Below are 15,545 nucleotides of genomic sequence, written 5' to 3' on the forward strand. Positions count from 1 at the left end.
CCTTTATGTAGGTCCTAAATTCCGCTTGCCGCAGAACTAGGATTGGCTGACTTTGAGCTGGTTCTTGGAAACTTCGCCGGCATCCAGGGGCTGTGCCTCCGGCTCGCGCACGATGCGCTCGCCAGAAGATGCCTGGAAGGTGCGGGAGAACTCTTCGTTGACGCGCTTGATGGCGTCCTTCGAAGCGTCGTCCAGCGCCTGGCCGCCCTCGATCTGCGAGTAGACCTCGGGAGCGGAGGAGCGGATCGCCTCCTGCAGCTCGACCTCGTAACGGCGCACATCTTCGACGGGAACGACGTCGAAGAGGCCCTCGTTCGCGGCCCAGATGGAAACAATCTGGTACTCGACTGCCTGCGGCGCGTTCTCGGACTGCTTGAGCAGCTCGACGAGGCGCTGACCACGCTCCAGCTGCTTCTTGGAAGCAGCATCCAGGTCGGAAGCGAAGGCGGCGAAGGCCTCGAGATCGCGGTACGCGGCAAGGTCAAGACGGAGGTTACCGGCGACCTTCTTCATACCCTTGGTCTGTGCGGCACCACCGACACGGGAGACGGAAATACCCACGTCGATAGCCGGGCGCACGCCCTGGTTGAACAGGTCGGACTGCAGGAAGACCTGGCCGTCCGTAATGGAGATGACGTTGGTCGGAATGAACGCGCCCACGTCGTTAGCCTTGGTCTCAATGATCGGCAGCGCGGTGAGCGAGCCGGCACCCAGCTCGTCGTTCAGCTTCGCTGCGCGTTCCAGCAGACGGGAGTGCAGGTAGAAGACGTCACCCGGGTAAGCCTCGCGGCCCGGCGGACGACGCAGCAGCAGCGAGATGGCACGGTAGGCCTCAGCCTGCTTGGTCAAGTCATCGTAGATGACCAGGACGTGCTTGCCCTGGTACATCCAGTGCTGGCCCAGGGCGGCACCGGAGAACGGTGCGAGCCACTTGAAGCCTGCGGAGTCGGACGCCGGTGCAGCCACGATCGTGGTGTACTCGAGCGCACCGTGATCCTCCAGGGTCTTGCGCACACCAGCGATGGTGGAGCCCTTCTGGCCCACCGCCACGTAGATGCAGCGCACCTGCTTCGACGGGTCACCGGTCTCCCAGAACGGCTTCTGGTTGAGGATGGTGTCGATGCAGACCGCGGTCTTACCAGTCTTACGGTCACCGATGATGAGCTGACGCTGGCCGCGGCCGATCGGGGTCATGGCGTCGATCGCCTTCATACCCGTCTGCAGCGGCTCCTCGACCGGCTGGCGGTCGAGCACGCCTGCGGCCTGGAGCTCCAGGGCACGCTCTTCTTTGGACTCGATCGGGCCAAGGCCGTCAATCGGCTGACCCAGGGGGTTGATTACGCGACCAAGGAAGTCCTCCCCAACGGGGATGGACAGGACCTCGCCCGTCCGCTTGACTTCGTCGCCTTCTGTCAGGGACTCAAAGTTACCCAGAACCACAACACCGATGGAATCGGTCTCAAGGTTCTGTGCGACGCCAATGACGCCATTCGGGAACTCGAGCAGCTCGTTCGTCATGCACCCTGGCAGCCCGGAAACCTGGGCAATACCATCTGCAGCCGAAGTCACCACGCCGACCTCCTCACGGGAGGCCTCCGCGGAGTAGCTCGAGGTGTAGTTCGCTATCGCGCTACGGATCTCATCGGAGGAGATCGTCAGCTCCGCCATGTTCTTCCTGCTCTCGGTAGTTTCTTCCAGCATTATCTTCGTTCTTAGAGGGTCGCGTTCGCGGCAACGTCGGTGCGCAGGCGGGCAAGCTTGCCGCGCGTGGAACCGTCAATTACCTCATCGCCAACACGGATAACCATCCCGCCGAGGAGGCTGGGGTCAACCTCGGAGTGGATAGCAATCTCACGACCGTAAATCTTCTCAAGCTTCTGCGTCAGGACGTCACGCTGAGAGTCATTAAGTCCCTCAGCAGTGGCGACACGTGCCACGGTCTTGCCGCGCAGGTCGGCGAACTCGGTGGCCAGTGCCACCAGGTCGTCCACCGGGTTGTGACGCGGCCGGCCGATGACCTGCAAAGCCAAAGCCTCGGTGAACATCGTCACCTTGCCGTAAATCACGTTAGCCAGCAGCCCTCGCTTCTTCTCGGACACCGCAGTGCGGTCCGACAACAGCTGGGTCAGATCTTTCTCGCGCTCCAGCAGGGTGGAGAGCTGGTACAGCTCCTCCTCTACCTGCTCGAGCTTGCCGTCCTTCTCAGCACCGCGCGCAATCGCGCGACGCCCAAGGTTGACAAGCCCGGTGCGGAACTCGCGCGGCGTGGACCACTCCTGCTCCGCTGCTGCCAGCAGAATCTGCAGGGTCGGCTCCGCGACCTTCCCACCAAACACGTCGCGCATGACGCCGGTGCGCTGTTCGCCGGTGACCGAGCTATCGGCAACGGCGATGCGCAGCGCGCGCTCCCCGTCGAGCTGATCAACGATGAGGAACAGTTCCGCGCCGACGTTCATCGCAGTAGCGACGGCGTTGTCGGAGTTCTGGATCAGCTGATCGAGCTGTTCCGAGACCTTTGCTTGTGCTTCGCGACTCGCTGCCTTCATCTCGCCTACTTTCTCGTCGAGACGTTGTCGAGCTCAGAGAGGAAGGAGTCGATCGTGTTCGAGCGACGGGTCGAATCCGACAGCTCGGTGCCCAGCAGACGCTCGGCGAGGTTGATCGAGTTCTGGCCCAAGTCGTTACGCAGCTCGGCAACGACCTGCTCACGGGAAGCCAAAAGCTGCTTCTCTCCAGCTTCTACAATGCGCTTGGACTCGGCCTCAGCGCGCTCACGGGATTCCGCCTCGATCTCCTTGCCCTTTGCACGGGCAGCTTCACGGATCGCAGCGGCCTCGGCGCGTGCCTCGGCGAGCTCTGCATTGTTCTTTTCCAGGGCAGCCGACGCTTCAGCCTGGGCAGCCTGAGCGCGCTCAATGCCACCCTTGATTTGGTCTTCGCGCTCCGCCAACACTTCCTGGAACTTCGGAAGCACATACTTCCAGAAGAGCAAGAAGACGATGATGAAGACGACAAGCGACCAAACCACGTCGTACGCAGCGGGGAAGAGAATGGAAGGTTCCGACGTAAACGGAATGTCCTCCGACCCCTCAGCCGCCACGAGAAATTCGTTGACGTTAGTCATTGGTTGCTCCTGTTCTAAAAAATGGACTCTTATCGCTAGGTTGGCTAGCTCTTCTTAGAACAGGAAGCCGGCAACAAGGCCGATGAGGGCAAGTGCCTCAACGAAGGCGATACCCAGGAACATGGTGGTACGCAGCTGGCCAGCCATCTCCGGCTGACGAGCCATGCCCTCGACGGTCTTGCCGACGAGCATACCGATACCGATACCAGGGCCGATGGTTGCGATGCCGTAGCCGATGGACTGCAGACCGTCGAAAGCGGTGACAGTCTCGTTTGCCTGGGCGAGGATGATGTCGTTCATGTGAAAGTCGTTCCCTTTCTAGGTGCTCCCCCGCGTCCTTAGTGCAGGAGGGCGAGTGACAATGTGGAGGGGTTATTCAGTTAGGCCAGTTGGTCGCGCCTTTGTTAGTGCGCATCCGCGTGCAACGAGAGCTCAATGTAGACCGCCGTCAGCAGAGCAAAGATGTATGCCTGCAGGAAGATGATGATCAACTCGTAGAGCGTGAACAGGATCGCTGCAATGATGGTCAGGCCACTGAGCCCGGTCCATGCGTTGAGCTGCCAGAAGAAGAAGTTCGTGGCAGAGTACAGCAGGACCAGAATGATGTGGCCGGCCAGGAAGTTCGCCATGAGACGAAGTGCCAGGGTGACCGGACGCAGAATGAACGTCGAGAAGATCTCGATCGGCACCACCAGGAGGTGGAGGAACCAAGGCAGTCCAGGAATGACGGTGGAGTGCTTGAAGTAAGCAATGCCGTAGCGCTGCACGCCTGCGTAGATCATCGCAATGTAGGCAACACCAGCCAGCACGATCGGCATACCGATACGCGCGTTAGGCGAGATGTTGAGGAAAGGAATGATCGTCGCAGCATTCATGAACAGGATGGTGAAGAAGATGGTGGCGATAAGCGGAAGGAATCGCTTGCCGTCCTTCTTCCCCAACGTGTCTTCTGCGATGTGGATGCGAACAAAGTCCACACCCATTTCTGCGAAGTTTTGCAGCCCCTTAGGAACCAGCTGTGGCTTCCTAAAGGCAATAGCAAAGAGGATCACAAGGATCGCTGCCACAAGGAGGCGAACGAGCATGATGCGATCCAGCGCGAACCATCCATTGGCAAAGTCTTCACCAATGAACTGGCCGTACGTGTGCCCCGGGAAAAATTCTGGACCAAGTTCGGGTGCGTGAAAACTACCCTTCATGGCCAAAGTTGTAACGCTCAGCGTTCTCTCCCGTTCTCGGGCCGCATCCGGTGTGAATGCGGTGCGATGGACGTCTTCATCAAAGCTGTCACCCGCGGCGGACTCCGTCGCACATCTGCTACCGCGGGGACAGGGGAGTCTTTAAAAGGCAGCGTGAGCCAGCTTTCGCTGAGCAGTCCCCTGCCTCAAGTATGCCCGTCGGATACTTTAACAGGTCGTCGTGAGTTTCCTGGACTTTGGGGGTCGTGCCACCTATATGTCACTGCCTCCCACCCGTTTTCGGGGTAAAGTGCCACCATAACCAGCATGTTTACCCCCTTGTAATGTCTGTCACATACCGCCAAACAGGGGTAGTTGTTCGCGGCCATGCGCTACCCCGCCGTCGCACGTGCCCAAGGCACTTGTCGACGAGCGCTGCCCCCGTCTCCTAGCTCAGGTAAGCGGTACGCGAGGTGATCACACCCCACGCCTCTGCGGTGAGCGCCACCACGAGGGCGGCCAGCGTGGTCACACCGAATGCGGTGTTGTCGTAGAAGTCGAACCCGCGCAGCCACACGAAGAGCAGAATCAAGACCACCATCTTGACTAGCCAGCCGCCGAGCACCACCGCCATGGTCATGCTCGGGGTCGAGTTCGACGTGGCCAGCACCGTCGCCGCGGTGGCGAGCACGAAGCCGCCGCCGATCGCCACACCCATGAGCACGCCCCAGATGCCGGGCAACTCGCGCGCCGCGCCCCATGCCATGAGGCTGATCAACGTCAGCGCCACCAGCGCACCCGCAGCGATCTTCAGGGCGCGGGTAATAGGCAGTCGCTGGTCGAGGAATTCCTCGGTGTCACGCACCTCGAGGTCGGGCTGTGCATTGCTGGGGTCCGGCGTGGAAGTACTCACGAAGCGACATCTTACCCAACGGCCAGCACTTCCCTATTGCGTGCTCCCCCGTGGGATGCGCGTCGGCCCGATCTTGCCCGCGCGGAGCGGCACAAGAGTGAGCAGGAACGCCGCGAGCAGGAGCACCAGCGTAAAGAGCACCGCCGCGCGGGTCGGCACCACCGAGAAACTCACCGCACCGAAGGCCACAGCGGCGACCCAGAGGTAGAGCACCACTACTGTGCGACGGTGCGTGTGCCCAAGCCGCAAAAGCCGGTGGTGGATGTGGCCCGAATCCGCGGCAAAGGGGCTTTGGCCACGAGCGGTGCGCCGCACGACGGCCCACAGCAGGTCCACCACCGGCAGCGCGATCGCGGCGAGCACCACGATGATCGGACTGACCAGCGCCACCAGATCAGCAGTCCCGTAGAGGGACATGTTGATCTTGCCGGAGGCAGAAATCGACGCCGCGGCGAGCAGCAACCCGATGAGCATCGCGCCGGAGTCCCCCATGAAGATCCGCGCGGGCTCAAAGTTGTGCGGCAGAAAGCCCGCACAAATCCCCACCAGCGCGGCGCAGATGATCGCTGGCGGGTAGGCCGAGACCGCGCCGCCCTGCTCGTGCAGCACGGTGAGCGAAAAGACCAGGATCGCGCTTCCCGCGATCATGCCGACGCCTGCGGCGAGCCCATCGATGCCATCGACAAAGTTCACGGCGTTGACCAAGAGCACGGTAAAGATCGCTCCGAGCGCCATGCCTTGGACCTGGTCCAGAATCAAGGTGGTTCCCTCACCAAAGGGCAGGAAGAAAACGGTAAAGGAAATGCCCATGACGCTCATGACGATGGCGGCGAGGAACTGCCCGAGCAGCTTCGTCAGCGCGCCGAGTTCGTAGAGGTCGTCGACAATGCCCACGACCACGATGGCGAAAGCTCCCGCGAGCACCGCCGTCATCTCCGGGGTAATTGGCGCGAACCCGCGGGTCAACGCGGGCAGCTGCTGGGCAAGAAAGACCGCGCAGACGAAGCCAGTGAACATGGCGAGCCCGCCAACCGAGGGGGTGGGCTGAGTATGCACGTCGCGCTTGCGGATCTCCGCAACCCTCCCGGTGCGCACGAGCAGCGAGCGCACCGGCCCCGTGGCTAAGTAGGTAATTGCCGCCGCGACCAGGAGCACCAGGCCGAGCTCGCGCAGCGGCACTCCCGCTCCGGTCATCTCCTAGTGCCTCCGCAACTGCTCCGGGTCAAGGTTTAAGACTTCACCGATGCGCTCGGCGCTGATCGCTGCCTCGCGCAAGACCACCGGCTGCGGCCCGGAGATATCCACGATCGTCGACGGCTCCCCCACCTGCGCGTCCCCGCCATCGAGGTAGATGCCAACGGCGTCGCCGAACTGCTGCTTCGCGTTCGCGGCGTTGAGCGCGGGCGGGTTGCCCGAGATATTCGCCGAAGACACCGCCATCGGCCCGGTGCGCTGCAAAAGCTCGAGCGCGAGCGGTTGGTTCGGCATGCGCAGCAACACGGTGCCGCGGGTATCGCCGAGGTTCCACGGCAGGCTCGGCGCCTCCGGCACAACAATGGAGAGCCCTCCGGGCCAAAACGCCTCAACCAAGATCTTCGCGGTGTCCGAAAACTCGCGCACGAGCCCCTGAATCGTGGTCCAGGAGCCGACGAGCACCGGCACCGGCATGTCCGGGCCGCGTCGCTTGGTGGCAAGCAGCTTCGCCACCGCGTCGTTGTTGAACGCGTCCGCGCCAATGCCGTAGACCGTGTCGGTCGGCAGCACGATGCACTGGCCTGCCTGCACGGCGTCCACCGCGGCACTCAGGCCTGCTTCGCGCTCGTCCGGCTCGAGACAGTGATAGATTTTGCTCCCCATTGGGCTCCTTTACTCCCGTATCGCGTTAAAGCTTACTCGCACACACAAACCGCTCCCGCCCGGCCAAATCGCGCAGCGGCTCCGGGGCGGAAAAGCCACCGGATGCGGCGATGACCGCGCGCGTGCTTTCCGACGTCGCGTCGTCGTGCTCCACGCCCAACCAGCCACCCGGACGCAGCAGTTGTGCTGCGACCGGGACGAGTCCGCGGATGGCGTCCATGCCATCGGGCCCGGAGAAGACCGCATCGTGCGGGTCGTGGTAGACCTCAGGGTCCAGGTCGGGCGTTTCCGGCACGTATGGCGGGTTCGCCACCACCAGATCGACGCGTCCGCGCAGCTCCGGGAGGAGTCCCGGGTCGGTCATGTTGGCGTCGATAAGCGAAAGGCGCACGTTGTGGCTGGCCGCATTGCGCGCAGCAAACTCGCGTGCGGTGGCCGAAAGCTCGACGGCGTACAGCTGGGCTTCGGGGATGTGGTGGCCGATGTAGATCGGCAGCGCCCCGGAGCCAGTGCCCAGGTCCACCACGACCGGACGCGGCGTATCCGCGAGCGTGCGCACCGCCCAGTCCGCGAGCACCTCGGTCTCGGGGCGCGGGATGAACACGCCCGGACCAACCTCGAGCTCGAGGGGGCCAAAGGGCGCGGTGCCGGTGATGTGCTGTAGCGGTTCGCGGGTGGCGCGTCGCGCGACGGCGGCCTCGAAGGCCTGGGAGAACTCCTGTGTGACCTCGGCAAACAGCACGCCCATCGGGCTGGTGCCAGCGATGTGGGCGGCGAGCAAACGGGCGTCGACGTCGGGGGTGGGCACGCCGGCGTCGGCAAGCAATGCCGACGCCCGCGCGAGTACCTCCCGCATCGCGGGCCTACTCTGCTTCAAGGCGCTCCTGGCGCTCGTGGGCCTGCAGGGCGGTGATCAGGTCGTCCAGGTTGCCGTCCAGCACCGAATCCAGGTTGTTGGCCTTGAAGTTGATGCGGTGATCGGAGATGCGGTTTTCCGGCCAGTTGTAGGTGCGGATGCGCTCGGAGCGGTCCATGGTTCGCACCTGGGACGCGCGGCCCTCGGCCTCCGCAGCCTCGAGCTTCTCGCGCTCCAGCTGCTCAAGGCGGGCCTGGAGCACCTGCATCGCACGCGCACGGTTTTGAATCTGCGAACGCTCGTTCTGGCAGGTCACCACGATGTTTGTGGGCAGGTGAGTGATGCGCACCGCCGAGTCGGTGGTGTTCACACCCTGGCCGCCCTTACCGGAGGAACGGTAGACATCCACGCGAATGTCCTTTTCATCGATGTTGACGCTTTCGACCTCGTCGGCCTCCGGGAAAACGTACACGCCCGCCGCTGAGGTCTGGATACGCCCCTGCGACTCGGTGACCGGCACGCGCTGGACGCGGTGCACGCCACCCTCGAACTTCAGCTTCGACCAGGCTCCGTCGCGCGAAGGGTTCTTCGCCTTGACCGAGACCGTCATGTCCTTGATGCCGCCCAGGTCAGTTTCCGCTGCGTCGAGCACGTCCCACTTCAGGCCGTGCTTTTCGCAGTACTTCTGGTACATGCGGGCCAGGTCGCCGGCGAAGAGCGCGGCTTCCTCGCCGCCTGCGCCTGCCTTGAGCTCCATGATGACGTCGTCGCCGTCGTGCTCGTCGCGCGGCGCGAGCAGGTCAGCGAGCTGCTCCTCCAGCTCCACGATCTCTGCGGCGAGGCGCTCGGCCTCCTCGGCGAACTCCTTGTCCTCGCTGGCCATCTCGGAGGCGGCCTCGTGGTCGTCCTTGGCCTGCTGGAGCGCGTCGTTGGCCTTGATGATCGGCTGCAGCTCCGCGTAGCGCTTGGACAGCTTGCGGAAGAGCTGCTGGTCCGAGGTCACCTCCGGGTCGCTCATCTGCGCCTGGATGCCCTGGTATTCAGCGACGTAGTCATCAACCAGTGAGACTTCGTTTGCCATTTACTTGTACTCCTCCGAGTCCTGGTCAGCGACCATCGGCGCGGAGTTAGCCACGCCCATGAGGAACTCACCGTTGGATTTCGTCTTCTTCAGCTGCTTAATCAGCATATCGATCGACTGCTGCGGATCCAGCGCCGACAGGATGCGACGCAGCTTGTGCATCACGCGCGCCTCCTCCGGGCTCATCAGCAGCTCGTCCTTGCGGGTGCCGGAGGGGTTGACGTCCACTGCCGGGAAGACACGGCGCTCCGCGATCTTGCGGTCCAGCTTCAGCTCCGCGTTGCCGGTGCCCTTGAACTCCTCGAAGATCACGGTGTCACCGGCCGAGCCGGTCTCCACCATCGCGGTGGCGATAATCGTCAGCGAGCCGCCCTCTTCAATGTTGCGGGCAGCACCCAGGAAGCGCTTCGGCGGGTACAGAGCGTTCGAGTCCACACCGCCGGAGAGGATGCGGCCGGACGCCGGCGAGGAGTTGTTGTACGCACGGCCCAGGCGAGTGATCGAGTCGAGCAGGACGACGACGTCCTGGCCCATCTCCACCAGGCGCTTCGCGCGCTCGATCGCCAGCTCCGCAACCGCGGTGTGCTCTGACGGCGGGCGGTCGAAGGTCGAGGCAATAACCTCGCCCTTCACACTGCGCTGCATGTCGGTGACTTCCTCGGGGCGCTCGTCCACCAGCACGACCATGAGGTAGCACTCCGGGTTGTTCGTCGCGATCGCGTTGGCAATGTTCTGCAGGATCGTCGTCTTACCGGCCTTCGGCGGGGAGACGATCAACGCGCGCTGGCCCTTACCAATCGGCATGACCAGGTCGATCACGCGCGTGGTGAGGATCTTCGGCTCGGTCTCCAGGCGCAGGCGCTTGTTCGGGTACAGCGGGGTGAGCTTGTGGAACTCGGCGCGCTGCTTCGCTTCCTCCGGGTTCATCCCGTTGACCGAGTCAACGCGGACGAGCTGGTTGTAGCGCTGGCGGTTGCGTCCCGAGCCGTGCGAGTGGCCCTGGCCGTTCTGGCGGACCTGACCGATGACCGCGTCGCCGGCGCGCAGGCCGTTCTGGCGCACGAGCTTCTGGTTGACGTAGACGTCAGCGTTGTTCTTGCGGTAGCCGGTGGTGCGGATGAACGCGGCATTGTTATCCACGATGTCCACAATGCCGGCGACTTCCTGCAGCTCCTCCGGGTCCAGCTGCTGGTTGTTGTCCTGCTGGTTGTGCTGGTTATCACGGTTGCGGTTCCGGTTCCGACGGTTGCGGCGCCCGCGGCGGCCGCCCTGGTTGCCGTCGTCATTGTTGTCCCGGTTGTTGTTGCGCCCGCCGCGGTTGTTCTGCTTATTGTTACGGCCGCCGTTGTTGTCCCGGTTGTCGCGGTCGCGCTGCTTCCCGTCGCCCCCGTGGTCCTGCTCGCTGTCGCCGTGCTGATCGTTGCCGTGCTGGTTGTCTCCGTGCTGGTGATCACCGTGCTGATCGTTGTCGTGGCGGGCCCGGTTGCGGCGTGCGCGGCGCGCGGCGGAGCGGGACTCGTACTTCTGGCCGCCCTGCTCAGACTTCTCGTTCTGGCCTTCGTGATCGCTGTCCTGCTCGCGATCCTGCTTCTTTGGCTTGTCGCCCTTCGCAGGCTTGTCGGACTTCTTGTCCTCAGCGTGCGGCGCGGCAGCGTTGGCGTTGTCCCCAGCGTCCCCGTCGGCGGGGCCAGCGGCGCGACGAGACGCGCGGCGGCGCTGGCTGGCAGCGGGCGCGTCGTTGTTCTGCTCAGCGGTGTCTGCGTCCCTTGCGTCCCCCGCGGCCTCAGCGGCTGCGGCGCGTGCCTTGCGCGGCACCTCGCCGGTCACGATGGCCTGGATGAGGTCCCCCTTGCGCAGCGCGGAGACGCCCTTGAGCCCCTTTTCTGCGGCGATCTTGCGCAGCTCGGGGATTTTCAGTGCGGAAAGTTCGGCAGTGTTGCCGGTAGCTGCCGCGTTACTCGTGTCGGTCACGAATGTCCTTTCGTCGCTTAACCAGTTTCTTCTCCTACCCCGCGGGCGTGTCCCGCACGGGCAAACTGGAAGCTTTCCGTGTGCAGTATGGAAAAACTGTGAAGCTGTTGATGACGGGCAAAGCCGCCACACTCCCACCCCTTGAAAACATGGCCCAGCAGTGTGGTGTGCCGGTCTGCCCTCCCCGTGAAGACCTTTGCGGCCCATCACAGCTCAAATCGCCCTGGGAGGTAGCGGGGTGAGGCGGGTGCGCCCGTTACAGCATTGCCCAGTGGCGCGAAATCTGCGTCTGAAGGCCAAGCAGTACGCGCATCTCTCACCGGTGTTGGCGTGAAGCGGTGCTGCGGCATCTCTGGGCACGGTTGCAAACCCGGGAGTTAGTGTAACGCATCTTTGCCAGATCGTAATCTTGGCCCCGCGGCTTCGCCCCCACTTTTGCCCTGCACGCTACGGGCTAGACTAAAGCGCATGCTTTCAACGATGCAGGAAGTACCCTTCTCTGTCGCGCAAATTTTGCGTTATGGCTCGCAGACGCACGGCTCGACCAAGTGCACGACGTGGCGCGCCACTGGCGCGGAGGAGTGCACCTTTGCGGATATCGGGGCGCGCGCAGGCGCGTTCGCCAACGCCTTGCACGATGATTTGGGCATCGACGGCGACCAGAGGGTGGCCACCTTTATGTATAACTGCGCCGAGCACCTCGAGGTGATGTTCGCGGTGGCGGCCAAGGGCGCAGTCTTTACCCCGCTGAACATTCAGCTGATGGAGGATCAGATCGCCTACATCGTGAACCACTCGGAGGCGAAGGTCATCGTCGCCGACCCGCGGCTCGCCCCCAAGTTGGGCCGGCTGCTGCAGCTGTGCCCGCTGGTGGAAAAAGTGGTCTTCACCGGCGCAGACCCACTTTCGGAGGTCACCGATAAGTCCGCGCCGATGCCCGAGTGGGTGCAGCTCGAGAGCTATGAAATGCTTCTCGACGGCCGCAGCACCGTCTTCCCCTGGCCCACCCTGCCAGAGAACACGGCCGCCGCGCTGGTGTATTCCACCGCGACGACGGGTGCCCCGAAGGGAGTCGCGTACTCGCACCGCTCGCTGTGGCTGGAGGCGACGAGCCTGCGCGCGATGGATTCCCTTGCTGTCACCCACGGCGAGTCTTTCCTGTGCTGCATTCCGATCTACCACGTGTTGAGCTGGGGCGTGCCCTTTGCCGCCTTCCTCGCGGGCGCACCGCTGGTACTGCCGGATTCGGACATGTCGGCGCCTAACCTCGCCAGGCTTATCGCCTCTACCCACCCGCGCGTGGCCCACGGCGTGCCTACCCTGTGGATCCAGCTCATGGTGCACTACCTGCACAACCCGCCGGAGCGCATGAGTCTGCAAGAGCTTTTCGTGGGTGGGTCCCCTGCCCCACCGGCGCTGATCAAGATGTGGGAGGAGCGCTACGGCGTGGACGTAGTGCACGTCTGGGGCATGACGGAGACCTCGACGGTTGGCACGGTCGCGCGTCCGCCCTCGGGTGTGTCCGGCGAGGCGCGCTGGGCCTACCGGATTTCCCAGGGCCGCTTCGCCCCCTCGCTGGAGTACCGCGTGGTCAACGACGGGGAGGTCATGGCCTCCACCGACCTCACCCAGGGTGAGATCCAGGTGCGCGGCAACATCGTGGCCAAGGGCTACTACCACTCGCCCACACAGGAGCCGGGCGAGATCGCCTCCGAGTTCCGCGGTGAGACGATTACGGATGCGCGCAAGCACTTCACCGCCGACGGCTGGCTGCGCACCGGCGACGTGGGCACGGTGACCCACGACGGGTTCATGACGCTCTACGACCGCGCCCGCGACGTCATCCGCTCTGGCGGCGAGTGGATCTATTCCGCACAGGTGGAAAACCTCATCATGGAATCCGAGGTGGTCATCGAGTGCGCCGTCATCGGCATCCCAGATAAGAAGTGGGGCGAGCGCCCGCTCGCGGTGACCAAGCTGATCCCGGGCATTGAGGGCACGGCGCGTACCGCCGAGCGCCTGCGCGAAGGCCTGTCCGCGGTGCTGCCGAAGTGGATGGCACCCGAGTACTGGACGTTCGTGGACACCATCGATAAGACCTCGGTGGGCAAGTTTGACAAGAAGGATCTGCGCAAGCACCTGGCGCGCGAAGAATTCGACATCATCGCGCTGCCCGGCCCGGGCAACCGCTCGCACGGCAACCCGTCCTCCGCCGAGGTGGAGGCCGCGCACCCCGCCAAGGAATAAGGTTTTTACCCCGTCTTCTCGTAGATATTCGGCAAGCTATAGTGGGGACACTATGCCCACTACACGCACGCTGGATGATCAATACGGCCGCACCGCCCGCGACCTGCGCGTCAGCCTCACCGACCGCTGCAACCTGCGCTGCACCTATTGCATGCCCGCAGACGGCCTCGAGTGGATGCCCACCGAGCAGGCGCTGACCGACGAAGAAACCATCCGCCTGATCCGCCTCGCGGTGGAAACACTGGGCATCCACCAGGTGCGCTTTACCGGCGGCGAGCCGCTGCTGCGCAAATCGCTCGAAGAGATTATTGCGGCAACAAAGAAGCTACGTATCGACGGCAGCGGCACCGCCCCGACGACCGCGCTGACCACGAACGCGCTCGGGCTAGCTAAGCGCGCCGACGCACTCGCCGAGGCAGGCCTCGACCGCATCAACGTCTCCCTGGACACGACCGGCCCCGAGCTGTTTGCCCGTCTGACCCGCAGGGACCGCATCCAGGACGTCTTCGCGGGTATCGACGCCGCACTTGCCGCAGGCCTGACCCCAGTCAAGGTCAACGCCGTGGTCATGCCGGGCGTGAACGAGGACGGCATCCTCGACCTCGTCGACTTCGCCCTGGACAAGGGCCTGCAGCTGCGCTTTATCGAGCAGATGCCGCTCGGCCCGCGCGAAAAATGGAAGCGCAGCGACATGGTCACCGCCCACGAAATCCTTTCCCGCGTGGAAGAACGCTTCACCCTCACCCCTGCGGAAAAGCCCCGCGGCTCCGCGCCAGCAGCGCTGTGGAATATCTCGGACGAGACCCGCGAGGGCACGCTCGGTGTCATCGCCTCGGTGACCCACCCATTCTGCGGTGCCTGCGACCGGACACGGCTGACCACCGACGGCGCGATCCGCGCCTGCCTCTTCTCCAAGACCGCCGACGAGGTCTCCCTGCGAGACCTCATGCGCGCCGGGGCGAGCGACGAAGAGCTCGCAGACGCCTGGGCGCAGGCGATGTGGCTGAAGAAGCCGGGCCACGGCATCGACGACGTCGGCTTTTTGCAGCCGGAGCGCACCATGAGCGAAATCGGCGGCTAGACCATGAGCGACCGACCCAGCATCGCTGCACACCTCGAGCGAGTGCTCGCGCTCGCCGCACCGCGGATCACCCGCGAGGTCCCGCTCGATCAAGCGGCAGGCCACGTGCTCGCGGCACCAGTAAAAGGTCGGCTCGCGGTGCCGCCTTTTGCGAACTCCGCCGTCGACGGGTTTGCCGTCCACGCAGCTCACCTGCGCGGTGAGGGACCGTGGACGCTCCCGGTCGCAGGCGACGTGCCGGCGGGCTCGCCCGCAATCGACTGCCCGGCGGGACACGCGATTCGTGTGATGACGGGCGCGCCCATTTCCCCGGCGGATGCTGGCTCCGACGTGGTCGTCATCCCCGTCGAGCAGACAGACATTCCCCGCGGGCCGCACCCACTGCCCAGCCAGGTCACCATCACGGATGCGGAACCAGGCCGCAGCCATATCCGCGCCGCCGGGGAGAACGCCAAGCCCGAGGACACGATCGCGCCGGCCGGGGTCCGGGTCGACGCGGGCACACTGGCCGCGTGCGTGTCCACCGGCGTCCGCACCGTGGACGTGTACGCGCACCCCACCGTCGCCGTCGTCTCCACCGGCAGCGAGCTGGTGGCCTGGCCCGGCGAGGTGCGAGGGGCGCAGATCCCGGATTCGAATTTGCCCATGCTTGGGGAGCTCGCGGCGTCGGCAAGCGAGCACCGTGCCCGCGTGCTGCGCTACCACGTTGATGACGACGCCGCTGCCGAGGCCACCCTGCGCCGTGCCGCGTCCGAGGCGGACGTGGTGATTACTTCGGGCGGGGTCAGCGCCGGTGCCTTCGACATCGTGCGCGAGGTCACCTCTGCCGACGGCGGCATGTGGTTCGGCAAAGTCGCGCAACGCCCGGGCACCCCGCAGGGTGCGGGGATGTTTGCCGGTACCCCGCTTGTGTGCCTGCCGGGCAACCCGGTCGCGGCCTACGTTTCTTTCCTGCTCTACGGTGCCCCGCTTATCGCCGCGCAGGCTGGCGTGACTCGCGGCCTGCGTTTTGCAGAGCGCCCGCATATCCTCGCCGACCGGGCCGCGGGTTTTGTCAGCACGGCAAAGCCGGAGATCACCCACGCTGTGCCGGTGCGCCTTCGCCAGGACGGTGCGCGCACGGTGGCGGAGTCCTTCGCCCCGGCGACTGCGTCGAGTTTCGTGGCATCGTTGTCGGGGATAGATGGGCTGGCCCTCGTGGATGCGCCCGAAGGCCCGGTCAAGGTTTATGTTTAAA

At 64.4% G+C, this 15,545-nt stretch carries 14 protein-coding genes; 3 read left to right on the forward strand and 11 right to left on the reverse strand.

Annotated elements, in window-relative coordinates; all coding sequences use genetic code 11:
- Window positions 1-36: 36 nt before the first annotated feature.
- The 11 genes from atpA to rho all read right to left on the reverse strand — a co-directional run bounded on the left by atpA (window position 37) and on the right by rho (window position 10,980).
- Window positions 37-1,701, reverse strand: coding sequence for a F0F1 ATP synthase subunit alpha (atpA, locus tag HMPREF2990_RS04960; protein ID WP_070762974.1), 1,665 nt, complete (start codon window positions 1,699-1,701; stop codon window positions 37-39).
- An 11-nt stretch (window positions 1,702-1,712) separates the two neighbouring features.
- Entirely contained in the window at window positions 1,713-2,546 is an 834-nt protein-coding gene (locus HMPREF2990_RS04965; protein ID WP_070762975.1) for a F0F1 ATP synthase subunit delta, read from the reverse strand.
- 5 nt (window positions 2,547-2,551) lie between these two features.
- Window positions 2,552-3,124 (reverse strand): F0F1 ATP synthase subunit B, encoded by a 573-nt coding sequence (locus tag HMPREF2990_RS04970; protein ID WP_038589980.1) that lies wholly within the window; start codon window positions 3,122-3,124, stop codon window positions 2,552-2,554.
- 54 nt (window positions 3,125-3,178) lie between these two features.
- Window positions 3,179-3,424 carry an ATP synthase F0 subunit C gene (locus HMPREF2990_RS04975; protein WP_038589976.1) on the reverse strand — a complete coding sequence of 82 codons (246 nt, stop codon included), beginning with the start codon at window positions 3,422-3,424 and terminating at the stop codon, window positions 3,179-3,181.
- 104 nt (window positions 3,425-3,528) lie between these two features.
- Window positions 3,529-4,323: a F0F1 ATP synthase subunit A gene (gene atpB / locus HMPREF2990_RS04980; protein WP_070762976.1), complete on the reverse strand. Its 795-nt coding sequence runs from the start codon at window positions 4,321-4,323 to the stop codon at window positions 3,529-3,531.
- 427 nt (window positions 4,324-4,750) lie between these two features.
- Window positions 4,751-5,167 (reverse strand): Cg1360 family ATP-synthase-associated protein, encoded by a 417-nt coding sequence (locus tag HMPREF2990_RS04985; RefSeq protein ID WP_070763147.1) that lies wholly within the window; start codon window positions 5,165-5,167, stop codon window positions 4,751-4,753.
- An 81-nt stretch (window positions 5,168-5,248) separates the two neighbouring features.
- Entirely contained in the window at window positions 5,249-6,409 is a 1,161-nt protein-coding gene (locus tag HMPREF2990_RS04990; RefSeq protein WP_070762977.1) for an MraY family glycosyltransferase, read from the reverse strand.
- 3 nt (window positions 6,410-6,412) lie between these two features.
- Window positions 6,413-7,072: an L-threonylcarbamoyladenylate synthase gene (locus HMPREF2990_RS04995; protein WP_070762978.1), complete on the reverse strand. Its 660-nt coding sequence runs from the start codon at window positions 7,070-7,072 to the stop codon at window positions 6,413-6,415.
- A gap of 25 nt (window positions 7,073-7,097) precedes the next feature.
- A complete protein-coding gene (gene prmC, locus HMPREF2990_RS05000; RefSeq protein WP_070762979.1) occupies window positions 7,098-7,928 on the reverse strand; it encodes a peptide chain release factor N(5)-glutamine methyltransferase in 831 nt (276 codons plus the stop codon).
- A gap of 7 nt (window positions 7,929-7,935) precedes the next feature.
- On the reverse strand, window positions 7,936-9,009 hold the full coding sequence (gene prfA, locus HMPREF2990_RS05005; protein WP_070762980.1) for a peptide chain release factor 1: 1,074 nt from the start codon (window positions 9,007-9,009) through the stop codon (window positions 7,936-7,938).
- A complete protein-coding gene (gene rho, locus HMPREF2990_RS05010; RefSeq protein ID WP_070762981.1) occupies window positions 9,010-10,980 on the reverse strand; it encodes a transcription termination factor Rho in 1,971 nt (656 codons plus the stop codon).
- A 468-nt stretch (window positions 10,981-11,448) separates the two neighbouring features.
- On the opposite strand from rho, the gene HMPREF2990_RS05015 reads away from it, so the two are divergent.
- The 3 genes from HMPREF2990_RS05015 to HMPREF2990_RS05025 are packed head-to-tail and all read left to right on the forward strand — an operon-like array spanning window position 11,449 to window position 15,544.
- Window positions 11,449-13,227, forward strand: a complete 1,779-nt coding sequence (locus tag HMPREF2990_RS05015) for a long-chain fatty-acid--CoA ligase (RefSeq protein ID WP_070762982.1) — start codon at window positions 11,449-11,451, stop codon at window positions 13,225-13,227.
- A 52-nt stretch (window positions 13,228-13,279) separates the two neighbouring features.
- Complete coding sequence (gene moaA / locus HMPREF2990_RS05020) at window positions 13,280-14,308, forward strand: GTP 3',8-cyclase MoaA (protein ID WP_070762983.1); 1,029 nt, start codon at window positions 13,280-13,282, stop codon at window positions 14,306-14,308.
- A 3-nt stretch (window positions 14,309-14,311) separates the two neighbouring features.
- Window positions 14,312-15,544, forward strand: coding sequence for a molybdopterin molybdotransferase MoeA (locus HMPREF2990_RS05025; protein ID WP_070762984.1), 1,233 nt, complete (start codon window positions 14,312-14,314; stop codon window positions 15,542-15,544).
- Window position 15,545 lies beyond the last annotated feature (1 nt).

The organism is Corynebacterium sp. HMSC071B10, assembly GCF_001814825.1.
Classification (GTDB): Bacteria; Actinomycetota; Actinomycetes; order Mycobacteriales; family Mycobacteriaceae; genus Corynebacterium.

Bases quoted from the DNA above. Each gene is read 5' to 3' on its own strand.
- atpA (WP_070762974.1), bottom strand. From the start codon at position 1,701: ATGCTGGAAGAAACTACCGAGAGCAGGAAGAACATGGCGGAGCTGACG.
- HMPREF2990_RS04965 (WP_070762975.1), bottom strand. From the start codon at position 2,546: ATGAAGGCAGCGAGTCGCGAAGCACAAGCAAAGGTCTCGGAACAGCTC.
- HMPREF2990_RS04970 (WP_038589980.1), bottom strand. From the start codon at position 3,124: ATGACTAACGTCAACGAATTTCTCGTGGCGGCTGAGGGGTCGGAGGAC.
- HMPREF2990_RS04975 (WP_038589976.1), bottom strand. From the start codon at position 3,424: ATGAACGACATCATCCTCGCCCAGGCAAACGAGACTGTCACCGCTTTC.
- atpB (WP_070762976.1), bottom strand. From the start codon at position 4,323: ATGAAGGGTAGTTTTCACGCACCCGAACTTGGTCCAGAATTTTTCCCG.
- HMPREF2990_RS04990 (WP_070762977.1), bottom strand. From the start codon at position 6,409: ATGACCGGAGCGGGAGTGCCGCTGCGCGAGCTCGGCCTGGTGCTCCTG.
- HMPREF2990_RS04995 (WP_070762978.1), bottom strand. From the start codon at position 7,072: ATGGGGAGCAAAATCTATCACTGTCTCGAGCCGGACGAGCGCGAAGCA.
- prmC (WP_070762979.1), bottom strand. From the start codon at position 7,928: ATGCGGGAGGTACTCGCGCGGGCGTCGGCATTGCTTGCCGACGCCGGC.
- prfA (WP_070762980.1), bottom strand. From the start codon at position 9,009: ATGGCAAACGAAGTCTCACTGGTTGATGACTACGTCGCTGAATACCAG.
- HMPREF2990_RS05015 (WP_070762982.1), top strand. From the start codon at position 11,449: ATGCTTTCAACGATGCAGGAAGTACCCTTCTCTGTCGCGCAAATTTTG.
- moaA (WP_070762983.1), top strand. From the start codon at position 13,280: ATGCCCACTACACGCACGCTGGATGATCAATACGGCCGCACCGCCCGC.
- HMPREF2990_RS05025 (WP_070762984.1), top strand. From the start codon at position 14,312: ATGAGCGACCGACCCAGCATCGCTGCACACCTCGAGCGAGTGCTCGCG.